The organism is Rhizobium sp. P40RR-XXII (assembly GCF_012641405.1).
In the GTDB taxonomy this organism is placed as follows: domain Bacteria; phylum Pseudomonadota; class Alphaproteobacteria; order Rhizobiales; family Rhizobiaceae; genus Rhizobium.
The window spans coordinates 26,419-50,455 of the sequence record NZ_JABAII010000004.1; the positions used below are offsets into that span (position 1 = coordinate 26,419).

Annotated in this window: 21 protein-coding genes; 16 read left to right on the forward strand and 5 right to left on the reverse strand. The window is 59.3% G+C overall.

The window, feature by feature from the left end; translation table 11 throughout:
* Positions 1–9: 9 nt before the first annotated feature.
* A complete protein-coding gene (locus tag HGP16_RS09050; protein WP_168839688.1) occupies positions 10–1,296 on the reverse strand; it encodes a nucleotide sugar dehydrogenase in 1,287 nt (428 codons plus the stop codon).
* A 258-nt stretch (positions 1,297–1,554) separates the two neighbouring features.
* Here HGP16_RS09050 and HGP16_RS09055 point away from each other — a divergent pair, with 258 nt between their 5' ends.
* The gene (locus HGP16_RS09055; RefSeq protein ID WP_168839689.1) at positions 1,555–1,743 is read left to right on the forward strand and encodes a hypothetical protein; all 189 of its coding nucleotides are present in this window, start codon (positions 1,555–1,557) and stop codon (positions 1,741–1,743) included.
* Between the two features lie 222 nt (positions 1,744–1,965).
* On the opposite strand, the gene HGP16_RS09060 is transcribed toward HGP16_RS09055, so the two are convergent.
* Both HGP16_RS09060 and HGP16_RS09065 read right to left on the reverse strand, forming a co-directional pair.
* Positions 1,966–2,193 carry a conjugal transfer protein TraD gene (locus HGP16_RS09060; protein WP_168840066.1) on the reverse strand — a complete coding sequence of 76 codons (228 nt, stop codon included), beginning with the start codon at positions 2,191–2,193 and terminating at the stop codon, positions 1,966–1,968.
* Between the two features lie 49 nt (positions 2,194–2,242).
* The gene (locus HGP16_RS09065; RefSeq protein WP_168839690.1) at positions 2,243–2,467 is read right to left on the reverse strand and encodes a TraC family protein; all 225 of its coding nucleotides are present in this window, start codon (positions 2,465–2,467) and stop codon (positions 2,243–2,245) included.
* Positions 2,468–2,658: 191 nt separating this feature from the next.
* Here HGP16_RS09065 and traA point away from each other — a divergent pair, with 191 nt between their 5' ends.
* Complete coding sequence (gene traA / locus HGP16_RS09070; RefSeq protein ID WP_168839691.1) at positions 2,659–6,543, forward strand: Ti-type conjugative transfer relaxase TraA; 3,885 nt, start codon at positions 2,659–2,661, stop codon at positions 6,541–6,543.
* A 514-nt stretch (positions 6,544–7,057) separates the two neighbouring features.
* Here traA and HGP16_RS09075 read toward each other — a convergent pair.
* The gene (locus HGP16_RS09075; RefSeq protein ID WP_168839692.1) at positions 7,058–8,119 is read right to left on the reverse strand and encodes a GSU2403 family nucleotidyltransferase fold protein; all 1,062 of its coding nucleotides are present in this window, start codon (positions 8,117–8,119) and stop codon (positions 7,058–7,060) included.
* Between the two features lie 586 nt (positions 8,120–8,705).
* Between HGP16_RS09075 and HGP16_RS09080 the strand changes: the two genes are divergently transcribed.
* The 3 genes from HGP16_RS09080 to HGP16_RS09090 all read left to right on the forward strand — a co-directional run bounded on the left by HGP16_RS09080 (position 8,706) and on the right by HGP16_RS09090 (position 12,069).
* Positions 8,706–9,389, forward strand: a complete 684-nt coding sequence (locus HGP16_RS09080; protein ID WP_168839693.1) for a YoaK family protein — start codon at positions 8,706–8,708, stop codon at positions 9,387–9,389.
* 150 nt (positions 9,390–9,539) lie between these two features.
* Positions 9,540–10,523: a UDP-glucose 4-epimerase GalE gene (galE, locus tag HGP16_RS09085; RefSeq protein ID WP_168839694.1), complete on the forward strand. Its 984-nt coding sequence runs from the start codon at positions 9,540–9,542 to the stop codon at positions 10,521–10,523.
* The gene (locus HGP16_RS09090) at positions 10,501–12,069 is read left to right on the forward strand and encodes an alkaline phosphatase family protein (RefSeq protein WP_168839695.1); all 1,569 of its coding nucleotides are present in this window, start codon (positions 10,501–10,503) and stop codon (positions 12,067–12,069) included. The genes galE and HGP16_RS09090 overlap by 23 nt, the downstream gene beginning before the upstream one ends.
* A 69-nt stretch (positions 12,070–12,138) precedes the next feature.
* On the opposite strand, the gene HGP16_RS09095 is transcribed toward HGP16_RS09090, so the two are convergent.
* Positions 12,139–12,645 (reverse strand): DUF1993 family protein, encoded by a 507-nt coding sequence (locus HGP16_RS09095; RefSeq protein WP_168840067.1) that lies wholly within the window; start codon positions 12,643–12,645, stop codon positions 12,139–12,141.
* A 372-nt stretch (positions 12,646–13,017) separates the two neighbouring features.
* Between HGP16_RS09095 and HGP16_RS09100 the strand changes: the two genes are divergently transcribed.
* The 11 genes from HGP16_RS09100 to HGP16_RS09150 all read left to right on the forward strand — a co-directional run bounded on the left by HGP16_RS09100 (position 13,018) and on the right by HGP16_RS09150 (position 23,815).
* Positions 13,018–13,947, forward strand: a complete 930-nt coding sequence (locus HGP16_RS09100; RefSeq protein ID WP_168839696.1) for a sugar ABC transporter substrate-binding protein — start codon at positions 13,018–13,020, stop codon at positions 13,945–13,947.
* Between the two features lie 71 nt (positions 13,948–14,018).
* Positions 14,019–15,560 carry a sugar ABC transporter ATP-binding protein gene (locus HGP16_RS09105; RefSeq protein ID WP_168839697.1) on the forward strand — a complete coding sequence of 514 codons (1,542 nt, stop codon included), beginning with the start codon at positions 14,019–14,021 and terminating at the stop codon, positions 15,558–15,560.
* Positions 15,561–15,592: 32 nt separating this feature from the next.
* Positions 15,593–16,618, forward strand: a complete 1,026-nt coding sequence (locus HGP16_RS09110; RefSeq protein WP_168839698.1) for an ABC transporter permease — start codon at positions 15,593–15,595, stop codon at positions 16,616–16,618.
* 190 nt (positions 16,619–16,808) lie between these two features.
* Positions 16,809–17,867 (forward strand): dipeptidase, encoded by a 1,059-nt coding sequence (locus HGP16_RS09115; protein WP_168839699.1) that lies wholly within the window; start codon positions 16,809–16,811, stop codon positions 17,865–17,867.
* Between the two features lie 48 nt (positions 17,868–17,915).
* Complete coding sequence (locus HGP16_RS09120; RefSeq protein ID WP_168839700.1) at positions 17,916–19,556, forward strand: ABC transporter substrate-binding protein; 1,641 nt, start codon at positions 17,916–17,918, stop codon at positions 19,554–19,556.
* A 21-nt stretch (positions 19,557–19,577) separates the two neighbouring features.
* A complete protein-coding gene (locus HGP16_RS09125; RefSeq protein ID WP_168839701.1) occupies positions 19,578–20,645 on the forward strand; it encodes an ABC transporter permease in 1,068 nt (355 codons plus the stop codon).
* The gene (locus tag HGP16_RS09130; protein ID WP_168839702.1) at positions 20,642–21,568 is read left to right on the forward strand and encodes an ABC transporter permease; all 927 of its coding nucleotides are present in this window, start codon (positions 20,642–20,644) and stop codon (positions 21,566–21,568) included. Before HGP16_RS09125 ends, HGP16_RS09130 begins: the two co-directional genes overlap by 4 nt.
* Complete coding sequence (locus HGP16_RS09135; protein WP_168839703.1) at positions 21,565–22,398, forward strand: ABC transporter ATP-binding protein; 834 nt, start codon at positions 21,565–21,567, stop codon at positions 22,396–22,398. Before HGP16_RS09130 ends, HGP16_RS09135 begins: the two co-directional genes overlap by 4 nt.
* Positions 22,395–23,144 (forward strand): ABC transporter ATP-binding protein, encoded by a 750-nt coding sequence (locus HGP16_RS09140; RefSeq protein ID WP_168839704.1) that lies wholly within the window; start codon positions 22,395–22,397, stop codon positions 23,142–23,144. Before HGP16_RS09135 ends, HGP16_RS09140 begins: the two co-directional genes overlap by 4 nt.
* A 161-nt stretch (positions 23,145–23,305) precedes the next feature.
* Positions 23,306–23,494: a hypothetical protein gene (locus tag HGP16_RS09145; RefSeq protein ID WP_168839705.1), complete on the forward strand. Its 189-nt coding sequence runs from the start codon at positions 23,306–23,308 to the stop codon at positions 23,492–23,494.
* 162 nt (positions 23,495–23,656) lie between these two features.
* Positions 23,657–23,815 carry a hypothetical protein gene (locus HGP16_RS09150; protein WP_168839706.1) on the forward strand — a complete coding sequence of 53 codons (159 nt, stop codon included), beginning with the start codon at positions 23,657–23,659 and terminating at the stop codon, positions 23,813–23,815.
* The last annotated feature ends 222 nt before the right edge of the window (positions 23,816–24,037 follow it).

Genomic DNA, 24,037 nt, shown 5'->3' on the forward strand with positions numbered 1-24,037 from the left:
CCTTTCAGCTTACAGACTCCAGACCGAATGACCTTCCAATAGAGGATTACTCCGATCGAGGGCTGCCTTCACGTCGACAACGACACCGTTCTCGTTCAAAAGATCGAGGACCTCTGCGGCGCCCTCAGCCAGATAGGATTTGTGGGGGACGGCAAGCACGACGGCATCAAGCTTGCCGAAGTCCGTCAGCTCCCTGAGCTTTATGCCGTATTCTTCCTCAGCTTCCGAATGGCTCGCCATCGGGTCGTGCACCAGCGGCTCCAGACCGAACTGATGTAGTTCGCTTATAATGTCCGGCACGCGGCTGTTGCGCAGGTCGGGCACGTTTTCCTTGAAGGTTAGGCCGAATATGCCGATGCGGGCGCCGTTGATCGGCTTTTTCGCTGCAACCAGCATCTTTATAAGCTTCTGGGCGATGAAGGCGCCCATGCCGTCATTGATGCGGCGGCCGGAAAGAATGACCTCGGGGTGATAGCCGAGTTCCTCGGCCTTAGCCGTCAGATAATAGGGGTCGACGCCGATGCAATGGCCGCCGACCAGGCCGGGAGTGAAAGGCAGGAAATTCCATTTCGTCCGCGCCGCCTTCAGCACGTCGGCCGTGCGGATATCCATTTTCTCGAAAATGATCGAAAGCTCGTTCATCAGCGCGATGTTGACGTCGCGTTGCGTATTCTCGATTACCTTGGCGGCTTCGGCCACCTTGATGCTGGGGGCGCGATGGATGCCGGCCTCGACCACGGCACCATAGATGGCGGCAATCCTTTCCAGCGTTTCCATGTCATCGCCTGCGACGACTTTGACGATGCGCTCAAAGGTGTGCTCCGTGTCGCCGGGATTGATGCGCTCGGGCGAATAACCAACATGGAAATCCTCGCCCTGACGCAGCCCGGAAACTTCGGCTAGCTCCGGACCGCAGACCTCTTCTGTAACGCCGGGATAGACGGTGGATTCGTAGACGACGATCGAACCCTTGCGTAAAACCTTGCCGACCGTGCGCGAGGCGGAGATCATCGGCCGCAAATCAGGCTGCCGGTTCCGGTCGATCGGTGTAGGCACGGCGACGATGAAGACATCGCGATCCCGGAGATCCTCGATATCGCTGCTGATGCGCAGCCCGCTCGACCGCAGCCGTTCGGAAGAAACCTCCCGGGTATCGTCTTCGCCCGCCTTCAGTGCGGCGACGCGGGAAGCCTTGATGTCGAAGCCGACCACATCGCGGAATTTTTCGGCGAGCGCGATTGCGACTGGTAGGCCCACATAACCGAGGCCAATGACGGCAATTTTTTCGTTCAACACAGCATACCTCGAACTTTCCGCCTGAATTAGCCCAAATCCGAAGCGAATGTCAGCGCCTAATATTTGCCTTGAGGATCATTTCAGATGCGAGTCGCATGAATGTGATGATCGGTCAGCTGCGTTGCAATGGCCTGGGCATGCGGTCTTGTCGCGCGTCGCGCCTCAGCTTTGGCGCAGGATGCCTATCGAAACTTTCTGGTTTCGATCCCATTTATTTGGGTGAGACTTATTTTCTTTTCTCGGAAAGCGTAGTTCGCAATGCGAAACAGCTATCTTAAAAATCTACGGACCAAGCGCGAAGAGCTTGAAGCCAAGCTCGAGCTGCATATAGCGCGCTATTGTTTCGGCGAAGGCGAGGTGGACGACGGTACCGAAGCGGACCTCCGTCAGCGGATTGCGGAAATCTCCGACGAGATTGCCGCTCTCGAAACCGAGCGCGGAGAGTAAGATTTCACAGGCGGCTTCGTTTCGAGCCGATCCGGATCGGCTTTAACACTTCCAAAATAGCAAATCTGGTGATGCAGCAGCTGGAACCGACATGGCCGCCGTGGTAGGTGCGAACCGAGCGACACGTCGAGGCAAAAGATCGTTGTCGCCGTTCCATCCATTGCGATCACGACCGCAGGCGCAATGCTCTCGGAAGCATTGGGCCTGATCATCACTGTACCGTCATTCTAGATCCTTGCTTTCCGCATTGGTCATGCGTGCGTCGGCTCGAAACGCTTCCATCCCAATCTTGTGTAACTGGCTGTAGCGTGCGGTATCTGACGGGATCCGGCTCGCCTCAATCAGGGCGCCGAGCAGGAATGCGCGATCGGCTTTTCTCAAGCCAGCCTTGATGATCAATCCGCCGAAGATCATCTTTTCGCGCGTTTCGCGCTTACGATCGTTTGTCATATCGCGCTGCCGCCTTCGTTCGAGAAACATAATCCGCTGATCTAGCCTCTTAAGCGGATTCGCCCGTTGTGGTTTTTTCGCCGTCGCGAAATCGCGCTGTAATCTCGGCGAGAACGTCATTGAGCTCGGCGTCGGAAATGTCCAGTTCGGCGAGACCGGCCCTCCGCGCCGCGCTAGCGAAACGTTCATTGGCCTTGGCGACCATGGTCTTGCGTTTCTCCCTCAGCAGCTCAATCTGTGTGTCGATCTCGGAAACCGTGGTTCTTGCGCGCATATCTGTCCTTCCTTTTCATCAGGGTCGAGTCAGCTAGTATCTTTTATACTGCATTAAATGCAGTAGTCAAATCGGCGGAAATAATATAGGGAAGTGGAATTCGCCCCGGAAAACTGGGATTTTTCGGAGGACTTCTAGCTGAACATCTCGACATCCGCGGTGCCGAGGTGCCAGAAAGGATAGAGTCAAATTTGGCTATTATGTTTTTGAGAGCGAAATTGATCAGCCGCGGAGCGGGACAGAGCATTGTCTCGGCCGCAGCCTATCGCCATCGTACCAAGATGATGGATGAGCAGGTGGGGACTAACTTTCGCCACTTCGCAAGGGCGGACGAACTCATCCACGAGGAACTTGCTCTGCCCGAGGATACGCCGGCATGGTTGCGAACCGCAATCGACGGACGATCGGTTGCCGGCGCCAGCGAAGCACTCTGGAATGCTGTCGATTGTTTCGAGAACCGGCGTGATGCACAGTTAGCCCGCGAGATCATCCTTGCGCTTCCAAACGAGCTCAGCAGTAAGGAGAATATCGCTCTCGTGCGCGACTTCGTTCGCGAGAACCTGCTGTCGCGTGGAATGGTGGCAGACTGGGTCTATCACGACAAGAAGGGCAATCCGCACGTCCACGTTATGACCACGCTGCGTCCACTGACCGCGGAAGGATTTGGGCCAAAGCACGTCGCTGTCGTCGACGACCGGGGCGAGCCGCTGCGCCTCAAAACCCCCGATAGGCCGAAAGGAGCAATTGTTTACCGTCCGTGGGCAGGCAACAAGGAAACGATGGAGGGGTGGAAACTTGCCTGGGCTGAAACGGTAACGCACCACCTAGCGCTTGCCGGTCACGATATTCGCATAGACGGCCGCTCCTACGAGGAGCAGGGGTTGCGGGGAATGGGGCAGCGCCATCTCGGTCCTGCCCGCACGGCGCTTCTACGCAAAGGTGCCGATGTCTACTCCGCCCCTGCAGCATTGGCGCAGCGCTACGAGGCTGCGGATCGTCTCGCTGCCGACCCCGGTCTATTGCTTAGGCAACTCAGCAACGAGCGCTCGACTTTCGATGAGGCCGAGGTCGCCCGTGCGCTCCACCGCCACGTTGATGATCCAATCGTCTTTGCCAATATCCGCGCGAAACTGATGGCGTCGGATGATTTGGTAATGCTGCGACCGCAGCAGGTCAGTGCGGAAACTGGTGGGGTCGAGCTTCCGGCAGTCTTCACGACGCGCGCGACGATCAGAACCGAATTTCACATGGCGCGGTCAGCATTCAATCTCTCGAACATAGGTGGCTTCGCGGTATCGTCATCCCAAGTTGATGCTGCGATAGGTGAGATTGAGGCAGCGCCAGACAAGGCCATTCGCCTCGACCCTGAGCAGGTCGATGCGGTTCGACATATCACGGCCGATAGCGGCATTGCCGCAGTCGTCGGTATTGCGGGCGCTGGCAAATCGACATTGCTAAGTGTGGCACGTCTCGCCTGGGAAGGAGACGGCAGGCGCGTTCTCGGAGCAGCGCTCGCCGGCAAGGCGGCGGAGGCATTGACTGGTAGTTCCGGGATCCGTTCGCGTACGACCGCCGCTTGGGAGCTTGCCTGGAAAAACGACTATGACCTGCTTCAGAAGGGCGACGTGCTGGTTCTAGACGAAGCTGGCATGGTTTCGTCGGAACAGATGGCGCGTCTTCTCAAACGCGTCGAGGATGCCGGCGCGAAAGCGGTTCTTGTCGGCGACGCGATGCAACTTCAGCCGATCCAGGCGGGGGCTTCCTTCCGTGCCATCGTTGAGCGCATCGGCTTTGCCGAATTGGTCGGCGTTCGCCGCCAGAGACACGAATGGGCGCGAGAGGCGTCCCGTCTGTTTGCCCGTGGAAATGTTGAGGAAGCCTTGAGGGCCTATAGCGCCCATGGCCATCTCCTCGAAAGTGACACGCGCAATGATGCAGTTCAGCGCATCGTCTCCGATTGGGCCAGCGCTCGCCTTGATGCCATTGCAAAGGCTGAAGTCGAAGGTCGTAAGTTGCGTGGCGACGAGTTGATGGTTCTCGCCCACACCAATAGCGATGTGAGACGCCTCAACGACGCGGTCCGTGCGGTCATGTTGCACCAGGATGCGCTTGGGGAGGGTAGGTCGTTTCGCACAGAGCGCGGCATGCGTGAGTTTAGCGAGGGAGACCGGATCATCTTCCTGGAAAATGCGCGGTTCGTCGAACCCAAAGCCCGTCACCTTACCGTTCAGCATGTCAAGAACGGCATGTTTGGAACGGTCATATCGACAGCGGGTCGAGGAGGGGAACCATTTCTTTTTGTTCGGTTGGACAGTGGTCGGGATGTCATGTTCTCCGAAGACACTTATCGCAATGTCGACCATGGCTACGCCGCAACGATTCACAAGACCCAAGGATCGACCTTCGACCGCACTTTCGTGCTGGCAACCGGCATGATGGACCGACACCTGACATATGTTGCCATGACGCGTCATCGCGAGCGTGTCGATCTTTATGCGGCAAGGGAAGATTTTCAGCCCAGGTTCGAATGGGGCAAGACGGCACGCGCCGAACATGCCGTTGGCATTACCGGCGAGCTTGTTGAAATCGGACTTGCGAAGTTTCGCAAGCGGGACGACGCTGATCCTTCTCCGTATGTTGACGTCAGAACGAACGATGGAACCACGCATCGCCTTTGGGGCGTCAATCTGCCAAAGGCGATTGAGGCGGCTGGCGTCGGTGTCGGGGATAAAGTGACCATGCGCAAGGAGGGGACTGAAAAAGTTACCGTGAAAGTGCCTGTTATTGATGAGGAAAGGGGCGCGAGGCACCTTGAGGATCGTGTTGTCGACCGCAATATTTGGACGGCATACTCAATTGATAAGACCGAGGCTCGGATGGATCAACTTGCCGCCGAACATCGCCCCCCGACGCTCTTTGCGCAACTGATTGAAAGGCTGTCGCGCCCCGGCGAAAAGACGACGACGCTCGATTTCGAGAATGAGCCGTCTTATCGATCCGTGGCTTTCGATTTCGCACGGCGGCGCGGCATCGACGCTATCGCGGATTATAGTCACGCCGTCGAGGCGCGGGTTGAGCGTCTATCCAATTGGCTCGCCATACAACGGGATTATATAGCGCGGCTCTGGCAGCGGGCGAACGTGTCCTTCGGTATGGCAATCGAAACTTCGGGGCGAAATACTGCTGTTCACGCGACACACCACAAAGACGCGTTGCCCGCTTCGGTCGCGGATGCTTCCAGTCTATTGCCCGCTGGGAAATCCTTTGGCCGATCAATTGCGGAGGATGGGCGTCTCGCCCAACTCGCATCTCCTGCAATGTTGCCAGCGGTCACGAAATTCAATGCAAGCCTCGACGAGGAGGCGCGAATGCGCGTGACCGAGACTGAGCATTACAAACAGATGAGAGCCGTACTCGCCGCGACTGGGTCTGTGATCTGGCGCGATCCCGCGGCCGCCGTGACGATGATCGAAGATCTGGTGCGCAAGCAGATCGACCCTGAGCGTATTGCGCGTGCCGTCGCCACAGAGCCAACGGCCTATGGCCCTTTGCGCGGTAGCGGCAGAACGATGGACAGGCTGCTCGCTGGTGGCCGGGAGCGCAGGAAAGCACTGCAGGCGGTTAACGCTGTTGGTGCCGACATTCACTCTCTTGGTCGATATTACCTGAGCGCTTTTGAGACCGAAAAATCGGCGGTCGTCATCGAGCGGCAACGGATGGCAATAGCTATTCCAGGGTTGACGAGAATTGCCCAGAATGAGCTGCGGCACATCACGTCTGAGGCTGAGAAGAACCCGCGCGAGCTGGCACGATTGGTCCGGTCTTTGTCGCCAGATGTCCGACGCGAATTTTCTCTTGTCAGCAAGGCACTTGATGCTCGCTTCGGACCGGGCGCAATTTTGCGCAACGAGACCGATGTTGCCAATATGGTCTCAAGGTCTCAGCAACCGGTCTTCAAATCCATCCTTGGCCAATTGCGCGCAGTCCAGCGTGCCGTCGCTATAGATAGGACAGAAGAGATTATCGCTGAGCGCCAAAGTCGAACGATCAACCGTGTCCGTGGCATTGACCGCTGAGAACGTCCAAAGATTTGAAGGGAAAACGACAGGCTATACCCGGGTCCGTGTCGTGGAGCCGCCTTTTGGTCGTCCAACAGAAACGAAGATGCGGGTTGTTCGGCTGGTAATGAGTAGTGGCGAGATGGCGACAGACCTGAATGCGGGTTTTGGAGGAGCGTCGGGCGCTAGTGGAATAGAGGGTACCTTTCGCGCCGGCGCATCAGCTGTCGCCCAAAAGCGGCTGTTCGTTCGGGCAGGATCGAAGCCTAGTGCCGGCCACGGCCACGGACGGGCCGCGCTTTCGGTTTAGATCAAAAAATCCAAGCAGCTGATCACGCCGAAGTTTCTTGCGCAAAAGCGCGCTGCCAGTTCTATCAGAGCAATGGACCTGAAACACATTCTTCGCCGGATCCAGTCCGATAATACTAACCTCTGTCATCGACGCCTCCTCTAAATGGTGATCAACGTCTCCATTCTGGCACACAGATGCCGTCGGGGCCGTCCCCATCAGAGCCGGCAGCGGCCCTTTCCCCTATCCCTCGTCATTTTCATCGATGACTTTCATCAGCCGATTAGCCGTTTCATTGGGGATCATGGAAAGCGCTTCGGTGATCGCCTCTCGCCAAGCCGGTCCTCTCGCCCAAGCCTCTTGAAGAGCTTCCTTCATATCGTTGAATCGGCGCACTTGCGCCATGACCTCGATCAGTGCTGTCGCCTGATCGAGGTCTTTCTGCTGCTTCAGAAAGCTATCGGCCGTCTTAATCCGCCGCGTGGCGATGATCAGCTTATGAATGGCATACCGAGCCGGGTCGGGTATGAGGACTGACACCCCGGCTTGATGCAGCAAGACCGTCCGCACCGGTTCGTAGATCAGGAAATCGAGAAACCGGAGCGGATCAGCCGAGGCACCGCCAAGGGCGGGCATTTCGGCAGGCTTGTCCAGATAATCGTCTGATCCTCGATTCCCGGTCAAAAATTCGACGCGATAACCATCTTGCGTCCGGAAAGCCGACGATCGCGGCGAGCCCGAACCATGCGGGATCGGCTGGAATGTCTCGTCTACCGATCGGAGTAGATCGAGGATAGGGGGAAGGCTGTCTTGCACTTCGTTGGAGATTGCAAAATCTTGCGCGAGATCAGCGTCACCCGTCACCATGGAAGCGGAAGGCAGACGGACACCGAGGAGGCCGGAGTAGCATTGATACGCGACTGTGCCGATGAGGACGCCACGCAGCCGGAAGAAACCCGCATTGGCGAGAACTTCAATGATGTCCCCGGCCCTATTCTCAGGTCTAGGAAGTCCACCTTCACGGATCAACGTCCGAACGAGCTTGCGGCGTGACGTGAAATCATTCTTTAGCGCCTTGAATTGCGTAACCCTTTCAGTGATCGCGGCATCATCAGCAGGACCGACATAGCGGCGAGTTTGGCCGCCCTGCCCGTCGGGTTGATCGAAATACCAATATTTGCGATCCTTCACCGTGACGGAGACAAAACGGCCGTCGGCCGGGAAGTCGGAAACGAAGCTGGCATCGAAAACCCGTTGACCAAGTTCGGCTAGGATCGTTTGATACATTGTGTCGAGGCGGTTCATCGGAAGCTCCGTTATACTATTTTGCAAATCTAGTATAACGCCGCCCATTTCTCAATCAAAGATACCAACGAAGATGCCGCAACGTGCTTAGGTCTGCCAGTTTCGCGATGCCTTGACCCAGATTTGCATTTGAGGCTGATCCGTTCTGTCGCGAAGATGCCGTTGACGAAATTGCGATATTGGAATCCAGCCAGGGTCACGATGAAACGCAAAGTTGGGTGAAATTTCGGCGCACATGAACAGTGTTTATGAGGCCGCGCCGCAGTTGGTTGCGAAATTCAACGTGTTCAACAAGCCACGACGACCCAGTTGAATCGCTAGTCCTGCTGCGGCCCTTATCCGACGGTCTTGGACGAGGAGGTGCACAAGACGCGAGAAAACTGCTGGAATCGTGAAGCGCTGCCTCCTACCGTCTTTGTGACAGACGACCAGTTGGGCACGTGGATGCAACTTTGATCTGCAGTATGCCGCCGCTGTCCGATCGGCGTTGCACGGTGATGTTTCGTTTCCCCCCACGCAACCATCTCGACAACGGCAGCTATTCGGCGCGATAAGATCGGAGACGATAAAAGCGAGCGAGAAAGCGATGAAGCCGAGCCTGCCCACCCTTCTGAGCATCAATGGCGGCTATGTGGATACCGCCGGGTTTCTGGCCCTGCATGGCCTGTTCACGGCGCATGTGACGGGCAATTTCGTCACGCTCGGCGCTTCCCTGGCACTCGGAACCTCGGGTGCGCTGGCCAAGCTTCTGGCGCTGCCGGTCTTCTGCGTCGTCGTCATCCTCGCCCGTCTCATTGGCGGCGATCTCTCGCGGCGCAATCTGCCGACGTTGCAGATCATCCTCTCGCTGAAATTACTGCTGCTCGCGCTTGCGGCGATCCTCGCCATGCGCTTCGGTCCGTTTGGCGATGGGGATGGCTGGCAGGCCATCCTGACCGGCATGATCCTTGTCGCCGCCATGGCCATCCAGACGACGGCACATCGCATTCATCTCGGTTCGACACCACCCACGACCATGATGACGGGCACGACGACGCAGATCATGATCGACATTGCCGATCTGCTGCGTGGCGCCAAGCCGGAGGATAGGGCGGCGATGAAGGCGCGGCTTTCCCGCATGGGAGCTGCAGTCGGCGGCTTTGCGCTCGGCTGTGCCGTGGCGGCAGCGCTTTTCCTGCTCGTCGGCATGGCCTGTTTTCTCATCCCGCCGGTTCTGGCGCTTGCCGGAATTCTCACGCATATCAGCAAGGCGGAGGTGAAGCCGGCTTAGCTTTTCGCATTGACCTGTTCTCGATACGACCAATCTTGCTCCTTTCTCCCGTCTTGCAAGTCGGCTACAGCTCTCTAAGTGTACGCCTCGGACCGAACCGGTCCGTCGCGTTTGAGGCGGCAAATCCTTGTGACTCAAGAAAGGATGATCATGGCAGGAGAAACGGTGCTTGTGGTCGGCGGAGCCGGATATATCGGTTCGCACACATGTCTGGATCTGGCGAATAAGGGGTTCAAGCCCGTCGTCTACGACAATTTCTCCAACGGTCATCGCGAATTCGTCAAATGGGGTCCGGCCGAGGAAGGCGATATCCGCGATCGCGCCCGTCTCGATGAGGTGCTGGCCAAACACAAGCCTGCCGCTATCCTGCATTTTGCCGCGCTGATCGAGGTCGGGGAGTCGGTCAAGGATCCTGTTTCCTTCTATGAGAACAACGTCATTGGCACGCTGACCTTGCTTTCGGCGGCACAAGCGGCTGGCGTGAAGGCTTTTGTCTTCTCCTCGACCTGCGCGACCTACGGCCTGCCGCAGAGTGTGCCGCTCGACGAAAGCCACCAGCAGGTGCCGATCAACCCCTATGGCCGCACGAAATATATCGTCGAGCAGGCGCTTGCCGATTACGACCAGTACAAGGGGCTGCGTTCCGTCATACTGCGCTATTTCAATGCTGCCGGCGCCGATTTCGAGGGGCGCATCGGCGAGTGGCATACGCCGGAAACCCACGCGATCCCGCTTGCCATCGACGCCGCCCTCGGCCGCCGCCAGGGCTTCAAGGTATTCGGCAGTGATTATGATACGCGCGACGGCACCTGCGTGCGTGACTACATCCATGTGCTCGATCTCGCCGACGCCCATGTGCGCGCCGTGGAGTATCTGCTTGAAGGCGGCGATTCCGTTGCGCTCAATCTCGGCACGGGCACGGGAACGACGGTGAAGGAACTGCTCGGAACCATTGAGACGGTGTCCAACCGGCCGTTTCCGGTCGAATATGTCGGCCGCCGCGAGGGCGATTCGACGACGCTGGTCGCTAATAACGACAAGGCCCGCGATATTCTCGGCTGGTCGCCGCAATATGATCTGACCGAGATCATCCAATCGGCCTGGAACTGGCATGCCAAGTCCAACCAGCACTGAACGGCGTTCTGTCGCCAGTGTTGGGGGTAGACGTCCGAACGTCCTGCTGATTTCGGCCGACCAGTGGCGGGGAGATTGCCTTTCCGCCGTCGGGCATGAATGTGTAAAGACGCCGAATGTCGATGCGCTGGCGAAGGAAGGCGTGCTGTTCCGCCGACATTATGCCGGAACAGCACCGTGCTCGCCGGCACGTGCGACGCTCTATACCGGCCTTTACCAGATGAACCATCGCGTTTGCCGCAACGGCTCGCCGCTGGACGCACGTTTCGACAATGTCGCGCTTGCCGCACGCCGGGCCGGCTACGAACCGACGCTGTTCGGCTATACCGACACGGCACCGGATCCGCGTGGTCGTGACTCCAACGATCCGCATCTGACGACCTATGAGGGCGTGCTGCCGGGCTTCACGGCGCGACAGCTCCTGCCCGAGCATGAAAAGCAATGGCTATCCTGGCTGCGGTCGCGCGGCCATGCCGATGCTGCCAGCCGCGATATTCATATTCCGGTCGGTGCCCAGCCCGGCGAGATTTCCAATAACGCGCCCGCCTATTCCAAGGAAGAGACGCAGACAGCCTTTCTGGCGGGCGAGTTCATCCGCTGGCTCGGCGAACAGGATCAGCCCTGGTTCGCGCATGTTTCCTTCCTCCGGCCGCATCCGCCCTTCTCGGTGCCGGAACCCTATAACCGCATGTTCTCGGCCGACGATGGTCCGGCTTTCGCGCGCGCCGCCGACCGCGAAGCGGAAATGGCATCGCATCCGCTGCTCGCCTTCGCCCTGCCGCTGCTCGACAAAGGCGGGTTCATGCATGGCGGCAAAGGCTCCGTCAGCGAGTGGGCGTCCGAGGATTTTTCAGCGATCCGCGCCATCTATTACGGCATGATCGCCGAAGTCGACGCGCAGCTCGGCCGCATCTGGCAGGCATTGAAGGATGCCGGGGTGTGGGACGATACGCTGATCATCTTCACCTCGGACCATGCCGAGATGATGGGTGATCATTGGATGCTCGGCAAGGGTGGCTACTTCGACGGCAGTTATCATGTTCCGCTCGTCATTCGCGATCCCGCCAAGCCTGGCATGCATGGCCGGCAGGTGGAGCATTTTACCAGTGCTGCGGATATTTTCCCGAGCCTGTGCGATCGCCTCGGCATAGCGCCGGCAAACCATGTCGACGGCGAAAGCCTTGTGCCGTTCCTCTCTGGTTCCGAACCGGGGAACTGGCGCGATGCGGCCTTCTGGGAGTTCGATTTCCGGGATATCGCCAATAGCATTCCCGAGCGGCATTTCGGCTTACGGTCCAATGCGTGCAATCTGGCCGTCATCCGTGACGAGCGCTTCAAATACGTCCATTGCGCCGGTCTTCCGCCGCTGCTTTTCGATCGTGCGAAGGATCCGGCGGAGCTGTCCAATGTCGCCGATGATGGCGCCTATTTGGCGATCAGGCTTGCCTATGCCGAAAAGCTTCTCTCCCTTCGTGCCCGACATCTGGACCAGACGCTTGCCTATACGGAGCTGGCAGAAAAAGGGCCGGTATCGCTCCGGCCCTGAGTCGTTTCTGTCACTTGCGTTTACGCAGTTCCGGACGGAAAACCGCTGCGCGCTTTTCCTGGTATTGCTTTAGCTGAACGAGCCGAGATAGTTACTCTTGCCGACTGCCAGCCCACGGCTGCGCAGGATGTCGTGCGCCGTCGTGACGTGGAAGAAGAAGTTCGGCAGCGCGAATTTCGCCAGATAATCCTCGCCCTTGAAGACGATCTTGTTGCCGCCGGGTGTGATCGTCACCTCCCGCGTGTCGCTGCCTTCCATCGTCGCTGGCGTGATCGTCGCCAGGAAATCCTGTGTCTTCTTCAGGCGTTCGCGCAGATCGGCGACGGTCGCCTCATTGTCTCCGAAGCGCGGTGCATCGATGCCGGCAAGACGCGCAATGGCGAGCTTCGCGGTATCGGATGCGCGCTGATATTGGCCAGAGAGCGGCAGCATATCGTCAATGAGGCGGGCGGAAACGAGCTCCTCCGCCGCAATGCCTTTTTCCGCGGCATGGGCCTCGATCTTGTCGAGATAGACGGAGAGGTTTTGGAGGCCGCGTTGAAAGATGGGGACCGAGAAACTGTACATCGAGGGCATGCGGGTTCTCCATTGCTTGCCGCGTTGCGGCCGGTTGGTCGTCAGCATTCTATTCTCTTCCCGTGTCGATGGAATAGCCGTTCCGTCATTCCGGGCGCCCGTATGTAGGTTCGGCCTTCGATTCTTAACAGCGGTGGCAGCGATAAAACCCGTCTTTGCGGGCTCCCGCAACGCGACCAGAATTTGGTGTTGACCTTTGCATTGAAAAATGGAATGAATATTCCGCATAAAGAATTTTACGGTTTGTTTGTTCCGTTTTTCAATATCGCCATCATGGGAGTGACGGCCGAATTGATGATAGGCCCTGCGGTCGAGACTGAGGGCTCCGGCATTAGGAGGGGTGTGGCCGGGCACCGTATCTGGGAGGAAAACATGAAGAAATTTATCCTTGGCTCTGCGATGGCGCTTATGCTGTCGACCGCCGCCCATGCGGAAACCATCGGCGTTTCCATGGCGCTGTTCGACGACAACTTCCTGACCGTCCTGCGTAACGGCATGCAGGATTATGCAAAGGGCATGAGCGGCGTGACGCTGCAGGTGGAAGACGCTCAGAACGATATCGCCAAGCAGCAGAGCCAGATCCAGAACTTCATCGCCAGTAAGGTCGATGCCATCATCGTAAACCCGGTCGATACCGATGCGACCGCCGCCATCTCCAAGCTGGCGGCTGAAGCGAAGATCCCGCTTATCTACGTCAACCGCGAGCCGGCCAACGTCGACAGCCTGCCGGACAAGCAGGCCTTCGTCGCCTCCAACGAGCAAGAATCCGGTACACTGGAAGCCAAGGAAGTGTGCCGATTGCTGGGCGGCAAGGGCAAGGCTGTCATCATGATGGGCGAACTCTCGAACCAGGCCGCCCGCATGCGCACCAAGGACGTTCATGATGTGGTCGCGACCGACGAGTGCAAGGGCATTCAGATCGTTCAGGAGCAGACCGCCAACTGGCAGCGTACTCAGGGCGCCGACCTGATGACGAACTGGCTCTCCAGCGGTATCGAATTCGATGCCGTCATCTCCAACAACGACGAAATGGCGATCGGTGCCATCCAGGCACTGAAGGCCGCGGGCAAGCCGCTGGACAAGATCGTCGTTGCCGGCGTCGATGCGACGCAGGACGCGCTTGCCGCCATGCAGGCCGGCGACCTGAAGGTCACCGTGTTCCAGGATGCAGCCGGCCAGGGCAAGGGTGCGGTCGACGCCGCGCTCAAGCTCGCCAAGGGCGAGAAGATCGAGAAGAAGGTCTACATCCCCTTCCAGCTCGTCACGCCGGCCAACGTCAAGGACTTCGTCAAGAAGAACTGATGACGCAATGATCGACGGATGCGGGCCGGAGGCCCGCATCCCTTGAAATCCGATCTGCCCGGGAGGGAAAAATGGTTGTGAGCCCATCCACCATGGCGGCGGTGCGCGCCAGCGGCGCTGTCCCCAATGCCGCCTATCTGCTGAGCGCGGAAGGCATCCGCAAGGAATTTCCCGGCGTGCTCGCTCTCGACGACGTTTCCTTCCGCCTGAAGCGCGGAACGGTCCACGCGCTGATGGGCGAAAACGGCGCGGGCAAGTCGACGCTGATGAAGATCCTTGCCGGCATCTACATCCCCGACCAGGGCGAGGTGCGCCTCAAGGGCGTCGAAATCCAACTGAAGTCGCCTCTCGACGCGCTGGAAAACGGCATTGCCATGATCCATCAGGAACTGAACCTGATGCCCTTCATGACGGTTGCTGAGAATATCTGGATCCGCCGTGAGCCGAAGAACCGCTTCGGCTTCGTCGACCACGCGGAGATGAGCCGCAAGACCGAGGAACTTTTCCAGCGCCTGAACATCTCTATCGACCCTGAAATCCAGGTGCGCGAGCTTTCCGTCGCCAGCCGGCAGATGGTCGAAATCGCCAAGGCGGTGTCCTATAATTCCGACGTGCTGATCATGGACGAGCCGACCTCGGCCTTGACCGAGCGCGAGGTGGCGCATCTGTTCGAGATTATCCGAGGGCTGCGTGAACAGGGTATCGGCATCGTCTACATTACCCACAAGATGAACGAGCTGTTCGAGATCGCCGACGAGTTTTCGGTGTTCCGCGACGGCAAATATATCGGCACGCACGCCTCTACAGATGTGACCCGCGACGACATCATCCGCATGATGGTCGGCCGCGAGATCACGCAGATGTTTCCGAAGGAGGAGGTGCCGATCGGCGAGACCGTCCTTTCGGTCAAGGATCTGAGCCTCGACGGCGTCTTCTTCAATGTGTCCTTCGATGTCAGGGCCGGCGAAATCCTCGGCGTTGCCGGGCTTGTGGGATCAGGCCGATCCAATGTCGCCGAGACGATCTTCGGCGTGACGCCCGCTTCGTCGGGTACGATCGAGCTCTTCGGCAAAAAGGCCGAGATTTCCTCGCCGGCAGCGGCTATCCGCCATGGCATGGCCTTCCTGACCGAGGACCGCAAGGACACGGGCTGTCTTCTCATCCTCAGCGTGCTTGAAAATATGCAGGTGGCCGTGTTGCACGACAATTTCGTGCGCGGCGGCTTCGTGCAGGAGGGCGCGGTTGAGCAGGCGTGCGAGGAGATGGCCAGGAAATTGCGAGTCAAGACGCCGAATCTCGACGAGCGCATCGAAAACCTCTCCGGCGGTAACCAGCAGAAGGCGCTGATCGGCCGATGGCTGCTCACCAACCCGCGCATCCTGATCCTGGATGAGCCGACGCGCGGCATCGATGTCGGCGCCAAGGCGGAAATCCATCGCCTGGTTACCGAAATGGCGCGCAGCGGCGTCGCCGTCGTCATGATCTCGTCGGAAATGCCCGAGGTGCTTGGCATGAGCGACCGCATCATGGTGATGCACGAGGGGCGGGTCACCGGATTCCTGGATCGCGCAGAAGCAACTCAAGTGAAGGTGATGGAGCTGGCCGCGCAGTGACGCCGCCAATCATCGCAAGGGAGGATTGAACCATGGTTAGCAAAGTTGCAGATGCGACCGCCCCGGCAGTCACACGGCCAAGACGTCGCCGTGTGCCGCCCGAACTCGGCATCTTCCTGGTGCTGATCGGCATTGCGCTCCTCTGTGAGATCCTTGGCTGGATCTTCGTGGGGCAGAGCTTCCTGATGAACCTGCAGCGCCTGAAGATCATGATTCTGCAGGTCTCCGTCATCGGCATCATCTCGGTCGGCGTGACGCAGGTCATCATAACAGGCGGCATCGATCTGTCATCGGGTTCCGTCGTCGGCCTGACCGCCATGGTCGCGGCGAGCTTCGCTCAGTCGTCGACATGGGCGAGGGCCGTTTATCCGGCACTGACCGACATGCCTTTCTTCGTGCCGATCGGTGTCGGCCTGCTGCTCGGGCTTTTGGCCGGCTATATCAACGGCCAGCTGATCACGAAGACGAAGATTCCTCCCTTCATCGCAACCCTCGGCATGATGGTCTCGGCTCGTGGCCTTTCGAAGCTCTATACCAAGGGCCAGCCGATCTCGGGCCTGACCGACCAGTTCAATTTCATTGGCTCCGGCATCTGGCCCGTCGTCGTCTTCCTGATCATCGCGATCGCCTTCCATATCGTGCTGCGCTACACGCGTTACGGCAAGTTTACCTATGCGATCGGTGCCAATCTGCAGGCGGCGCGCGTTTCGGGCATCAATGTCGAGGGACATCTGGTCAAAGTCTATGCCATTGCAGGGCTTCTGGCCGGTCTTGCCGGTATCATCACCGCCGCCCGCGTGCAGACGGCGCAGGCCGGCATGGGCGTCAACTACGAGCTGGATGCGATCGCGGCTGCCGTCATCGGCGGCACGTCGCTCACCGGCGGCGTCGGCCGCATCGCCGGCACCGTGATCGGCACGGTCATCCTCGGCGTGATGATCTCCGGCTTCACCTTCCTCAACGTCGATGCCTATTACCAGGAAATCGCCAAGGGCTTCATCATCGTTGCGGCCGTGGCAATCGACGTCTACCGCCAGAAGAAGCGGGCCAAGCGCTGAAATGCCCGACACATCGTCAGCGTTCTAAAGCATGCTCTCAAGGCGGGATTTTTATCCCGCCTTTTCTGCTTGACGATGCTATTCCATGCAAATGCAAATTTTTTTCATTTGGGTATGGCGAATCCTGTCAGCTTTTCTATTCTGGCCGCTTTCCATTCGCTCCACCCGAGCGCTTCACCCGGGATAGAAAATGCAAGCCGTATTCGATGGTCACAACGATGTTCTCCTGAGACTCTGGCATAATGCTCGCGACGGCGCCGATCCGATCGCCGAATTCAGGGATGGGACGACGAGCGGCCATATCGATGCGCCCCGGTCCAAGGCCGGTGGCTTGGCCGGCGGCCTTTGCGCCATCTACATTCCATCTGGTGATCTCGTCTTTGCCGAGCCGGATGGCAATGGCCACTATGCCACGCCACTGGCGGTGCCGTTGGAGCGCGCGCCGTCCCTCGATATCGCGCTGGAAATGGCGGCGATCGCGCTGCGACTCGATCGCGAAGGCGCCTGGAAGCTCTGCCGCTCCACCGCTGAAATCCGCCGCTGTGTGGAGAACGGTGTCTTTGCTGCCGTCATGCATATGGAAGGCTGCGAAGCCATCGATGCCGATCTCGCAGCACTCGAAACCTTTTACGCCGCCGGCCTGCGCTCGCTCGGTCCCGTCTGGAGCCGCAACAACGTCTTTGCCCATGGCGTGCCCTTCGCTTATCCGAGCTCGCCGGATACCGGACCTGGCCTTACCGAGGCCGGCTTCGCGCTGGTGCGCGCATGCAACCGGCTCGGCATCCTCATCGATCTTGCCCACATCACCGAAAAAGGCTTCTGGGACGTGGCGAAGACCTCGGACCAGCCGCTGGTCGCGAGCCATTCCAACGCGCATGCGCTGACGCCGGTCGCGCGCAACCTCACCGACAAGCAGCTCGACGCCATCAAGGAGAGCCGCGGCATTGTCGGCCTCAACTATGCGACGGCGATGTTGCGCGAGGATGCGCGCTCGGATGCGGATACGCCGATCGAGGCGATGGTGCGGCATGTGGATCATCTGGTCAGCCGCGTCGGCATCGACTGCGTCGGCCTCGGATCGGACTTTGATGGTGCGACGATTCCCGCTGAAATCGGCGATGCGGCCGGCAACCAAAACCTGATTGCCGCTCTTCGGAACGTTGGTTATGGTGAAGCCGATCTTGTAAAGCTGTGTAGGGAGAACTGGCTTCGCGTCCTGGCGTCCGCCTGGAAGGAAGGCAGCCGTTAGAGTGCGTCCTGAATATTGCGTAGAGTTTAAAAAAGGGGAATGAAAACAATGATGATTACCAAGATGAACCGCGGTTTCCGCGCGCTTTCCGCCGGGGCGGCTCTTTCGCTTCTGCTGATGGCGACGCCGAACGCATATGCTGCGACGCCCAAGGATACGCTGGTCGAAGGCTTTGCCTTCGATGACATTCTGAGCATGGACCCGGCCGAGGCCTACGAATTGTCCGCTGCCGAAATCACCGGCAACACCTACAGCCTGCTCGTGCGCCTCGACATCAACGACACCTCGAAGATCAAGGGTGACCTTGCCGAGAGCTGGTCCGTCTCCGACGACCACCTCACCTACACGTTCAAGCTGAAGCCCGGCCTGAAGTTCGCTTCCGGCAATCCGGTCACCGCCGAGGACGTTGCCTGGTCCTTCGAGCGCGTCGTCAAGCTCGACAAGAGCCCGGCCTTCATTCTCACCCAGTTCGGCCTTACCGGCGACAATGTGACGGAAAAGGCCAAGGCGACCGACCCGAACACCTTCACCTTCACCGTCGACAAGCCCTATGCGCCGAGCTTCGTGCTGAACTGCCTGACGGCGACGGTCGCCGAAGTGGTCGACAAGAAGCTGGTCCTACAGCACGTCAAGCCGGCAACGCCATCGGCCGACTACAAATATGACAACGACTTCGGCAATAGCTGGCTGAAGACTGGCTTTGCCGGTTCCGGCCCCTTCAAGCTGCGCGAATGGCGCGCCAACGAAGCCGTCGTGCTTGAGCGCAATGACAATTATTACGGCGACAAGCCGAAGCTTGCCCGCGTCATCTACCGCTTCATGAAGGAAAGCTCGGCGCAGCGCTTGGCGCTGGAGAACGGCGATATCGATATCGCCCGCAATCTCTCGCCGACCGATCTTGCTGCCGTCGAGAAGAACCCGCAGCTTGCCTCTACCAATGCGCCGAAGGGCACGATCTATTACATCAGCCTCAATCAGAAGAATCCGAACCTTGCCAAGCCGGAAGTGCAGCAGGCGTTCAAGTATCTGGTCGACTATGATGCCATCGGCAAGACCCTGATTAAGGGTGTCGGCGAAATCCACCAGACCTTCGAGCCGAAGGGCCTGCTCGGCGCGCTGGACGAAAATCCGTTCAAGCTCGACGTCGCCAAGGCGAAGGAATTATTGGCCAAAGCCGGCCTGCCGAACGGCTTCTCGGTGACCATGGACGCGCGCAGCATCGAGCCGGACACCGGCATCGCCACCGCGATCCAGCAGACGCTTGGCCAGGCCGGGATCAAAGTTGAGATCATTCCGGGCGACGGCAAGCAGAAGCTGACCAAGTACCGCGCCCGCAATCACGACATCTACTACGGCCAGTGGGGCAACGACTATTGGGACCCCCATTCCAACGCCGATACGTTCACGAACAATCCCGACAATTCCGACGCGGGCACCAACAAGACGCTTGCCTGGCGCAACGCTTGGACGACGCCGGAGCTCGACAAGGAAACGAAGGCGGCGCTGTTCGAGGTCGATACCGACAAGCGTGCAGCCATGTACCGGGAAATCCAGAAGAAATATCTGGAGGCCAGCCCCTTCGTCTTCCTCTACCAGCAGACGGAAGTCGCCGGGTATCGCAAGGATATCAAGGATTTCAAGCTCGGTCCGAGCTTCGACACCAACTTCGTCTGGCCGATCTCTAAGTGATGATCCGGCGGGACTAGTTCTTTGAGCACTGTCGAACGAAAAATGCAGGTGCGGCCCAAGAAGGGCCGTGCCGCTCCCTTTTTCATGGGTCTGCTGCGATTCCTCGTCGTGGCCGTCACGACCTATCTCGGCCTTCTGGCCGTCACCTTCTTCATCGGGAGGGTCATCCCGATCGATCCGGCGCTGGCGATTGCCGGCGACCATGCGCCGACGCAGGTGCTGGAGCGTCTGCGGCGCGAGATGCATCTCGACCAGCCGCTCTATCTGCAATTCTATTTCTATCTGGTGAGCGCGCTCACCGGCGATTTCGGCACCTCCGTGCTGACGACCAACCCGGTCATGGACGATATCCGGCGCGTCTTTCCTGCGACGATGGAGCTTGCCACGGTCGGCACGATCATCGGCGCGGTTTTCGGCGTCCCCTTCGGTGTTCTTGCCGCCGTGCGCCGCAACAGCATCATCGACCAGATCGTGCGCGTCATCGGCCTCGTCGGCTATTCGGTGCCAGTCTTCTGGCTGGCGATGGTTTCGCTCGTCATCTTCTATGCGAAGCTGGGCTGGGTGGCCTATCCCGGTCGCATCGACATCGCCTATGAATACACCTTCACGCCGATCACCGGTTTCTTCCTGCTCGACAGCGCCATGCAGGGGCAATGGGACGTCTTCTGGGACGTCTTCCGCCATATCATCCTGCCGGCGTCGCTACTCGGTTATTTCTCGCTTGCCTATATCAGCCGCATGACGCGCAGTTTCATGCTGAACGAGCTCGGCCAGGAATATATCGTCGCCGCCCGCGCCAAGGGGCTTTCAGAAACGCGGGTTATCTGGGGACATGCCCTTCGCAGCGCCATGGTGCCGCTAATCACTGTGATTGCTCTTTCCTATGCCGGACTGCTCGAGGGCTCCGTGCTGACGGAGATCGTATTCTCCTGGCCGGGCATTGGCTTCTATATCACCAGTTCGCTGCGCAACGCCGACATGAATGCCGTTCTCGGCGGCACCATCGTCGTCGGTACGGTTTTCATCGGCATCAATCTGATTTCCGATCTTCTGTATCGGACCCTGGACCCAAGGACCCGGCGTAAATGACAGTTGAGATCACCCAACCCAGCTTGAGGGACTGGCTGCTGTCCGACCGGCCGCAGTCGCGCCGGCAGGCGAGACTAGGGCGTGCCTACGTCACCTGGCGGCAGTTCTCCGCCAATCGTCTCGCCGTCATTGGTCTTCTGATCATCGTTGGGCTCGTGCTCGTGGCGGCGCTCGCCGATGTAATTGCGCCGCATTCGCCTGTCATCGGCGATCTCACCAATGCCTATCTGAAGCCGCCCGGCACGCCGGGCTATCTTCTCGGCACCGACGACCTCGGGCGCGATATCCTTTCGCGCCTCATCTATGGTTCGCGCTGGACTCTCTATATCGTCGTCCTGGTCGCGATCATATCGGCGCCGATCGGGCTGATCATCGGCATGGTGTCCGGCTATACGGGCGGCTGGATCGACACGATCCTGATGCGCATCACTGATATCTTTCTCGCCTTTCCGAAGCTGGTGCTGGCACTCGCCTTTGCCGGCGCGCTCGGGGCCGGCATCGAGAACGCTGTCATCGCCATCGCCATCACCTCATGGCCGCCCTATGCGCGTCTGGCGCGGGCGGAGACGATGACGGTACGGCATTCAGACTACATCGCCGCCGTGCAGCTCATGGGCGCCTCGCCTCTGCGCATCATCTTCCGCCACATCATGCCGCTCTGCATCTCCTCGGTAATCGTCCGCGTCACGCTCGACATGGCAGGCGTGATCCTGACGGCTGCCGGTCTCGGCTTCCTTGGTCTCGGTGCGCAGCCCCCGTTGCCGGAATGGGGCGTCATGATTGCAAGCGGCTTCAAATACTATCTCGATCAATGGTGGGTGGCGGCCATGCCCGGCATCGCGATCCTCATCGTCAGCCTCGGCTTCAACCTGCTCGGCGATGGCCTGCGCGACGCGCTCGACCCGAAGGAGAGCGGGCAATGACGACACTTTTGACCGTGGAGAACCTCAGGGTTCGCTATCCGACACGCACGGGTATCATCGAAGCCGTGCGTGGCGTCTCGTTCACGCTCGGCCGCGAGCGGCTGGGTATCGTCGGCGAGAGCGGCTCCGGCAAATCGCAAACGGGCCGCGCCATCATGGGGCTGACGCCGCCGCATGCGCTCATCACCGCCGACAGGCTGAATTTCAATGGTATCGACCTATTGTCTGTTTCGGCGAGGGAGCGCCGGTCGCTGCGCGGCAAGCGCATCGCCATGGTGCTGCAGGACCCGAAATACTCGCTCGATCCCGTCATGACTATCGGCCGGCAGATCACCGAAACGCTCCGTACGCATGAGAAGGTGAGCAGGGCGGAGGCGCGCGACCGTGCCATGGCCATGCTGGAAGCGGTGCAGATCCGCGATCCCGGCCGCGTCTACGACCTGCATCCGCACGAAGTCTCCGGCGGCATGGGCCAGCGCGTCATGATCGCTATGATGCTGATCGCCGGGCCGGAGCTGCTGATTGCCGACGAACCGACCTCAGCTCTCGACGTCACGGTGCAGCTCGATGTGCTTGAGATCATGGACAAGCTCGTCTCCGAGCGCGGCATGGGGCTGATTTTCGTCTCGCACGACCTGCGGCTGGTGTCGTCCTTCTGCGACCGCGTAATCGTCATGTATGCAGGCAAGGTGGTGGAAGAGCTGAAGGCTTCCGAATTGAGCAATGCACAGCATCCCTATACTCGCGGCCTGCTGAACTGCATGCCCATCATCGGCGAAAGCCGGCATCCACTGCCGGTGCTCGACCGCAAGCCGGAGTGGGCGGCATGACGGCGGCACTTGCAGTTGATGGCCTCAGCGTCGTCTATGATGGCTACTATGCCCTCGATGCCGTCGGTATCGAGGTGAACAAGGGCGAATCCTTCGGTCTAGTCGGCGAGTCCGGCTCCGGCAAATCGACGCTGCTGCGCGCCGTCGCCGGCCTTGCGCCCGTCACCGATGGCGCCATCCGCGTCGGCGGCGAGCAGTTGAAGGGTGCCAAGCGCAGCAAGACCTTCTATCGTCAGGTGCAGATGGTGTTTCAGGACCCTTACGGTTCCCTGCATCCGCGCCAGACGATCGACCGGCTGCTCCTAGAGCCACTGGCGATCCACGGGATCGGCGACGGCGAGACGCGCATTGCGAGAGCGCTGGACGAAGTCGGCCTCGGCTCCGGTTTCCGCTTCCGCTATCCGCACCAGCTGTCCGGCGGCCAGCGTCAGCGGGTTGCGATCGCCCGCGCGCTGATCGTTGAGCCGTCCATACTGCTGCTCGACGAGCCGACTTCGGCGCTCGATGCCTCCGTCCAGGCCGAGGTGCTCAATCTGCTCGAACAGGTGCGTAAGGACCGCAATCTGACATTCGTGATGGTTAGCCACGATCTCGGCGTCGTCACGCATATGTGCGAGCGCCTGGCCGTCATGCGCAATGGCGCCGTCGTCGAAAGATTGACGGCGAAGGAGCTGGCGGCGGGCGACGTCAGGCAAGACTACACGCGCAATCTGATGGTCGCCAGCAAGGGGTTCGTCCGCGCCTGAGCGGGCGACGCCTAATGCCTTCAGCGCGTTAACGAATAGGCCCGTTAAACACGACCAATCGTATAGACTATTGACACCCGCCGCAATTCTGTCATGATCTCGTTAATGGCAGTTAACTTTCGTGATCCCGATCAAGGGTCATATGTTAAGTGGAGGCAGGCATGTTTTTCATGGGTGGCATGACCATGGGCTATCTTCATCCGCCGGTGCCGGTGAAGCAGGAAGGTGCACGGTCCGCCTCTCTTTCCGATGAAAACAGCCGCCGCCAGTCGGCTCCTGCCGAAGAGCAGGCTGCCGACAGCAGCGCCATCGAGCGCAGTTTGATTTGGGCCCGCCGCATTCTCTGCTGAATTGGCATTGCCGATCTTTCGGGTCCTCGAAATCCAGTGGTTTAATTTTTCTCAGCTCGTGTGCTGGACGGAAATTCATCTCTACCTAGTTGATAGGAAATATATGAATATCCGTCCCGGGCTCGACCTGAGAGACATATAAGAAACGAACGGAGGCGACACATGGCGAATTTGGGTATTGCGAATACGCATGTGAATCAGTTCGATGGTTCCAAGCGCGCCGCTAAGACGCGGCAGAAGATACAGATGGCGATCCATGTCGTCCTTTTCTCCGCCGCATTCCTGTTCGTTGCGGCCATCGTTTGCGGCATCGTCGGCTAAGTACGATGTTTTGCGGGGCGGCAACCCATGCCACCCGCACAGGATGGTCCTGCTTGCTGCTTTGATAGCGCTGCCGAGGGCCGTGCGGAGCTGGAATGCCGGACGCCCCTGCGCGGCCCGGCCTGTCCGAAACCCAGTTCCATTTCATCGCAACTCTCTCTTTTCCCGCTGACAGACCTTCGCTGGGCAAAGAAAATTTGCCCGGCCGATGGAATATGCCGC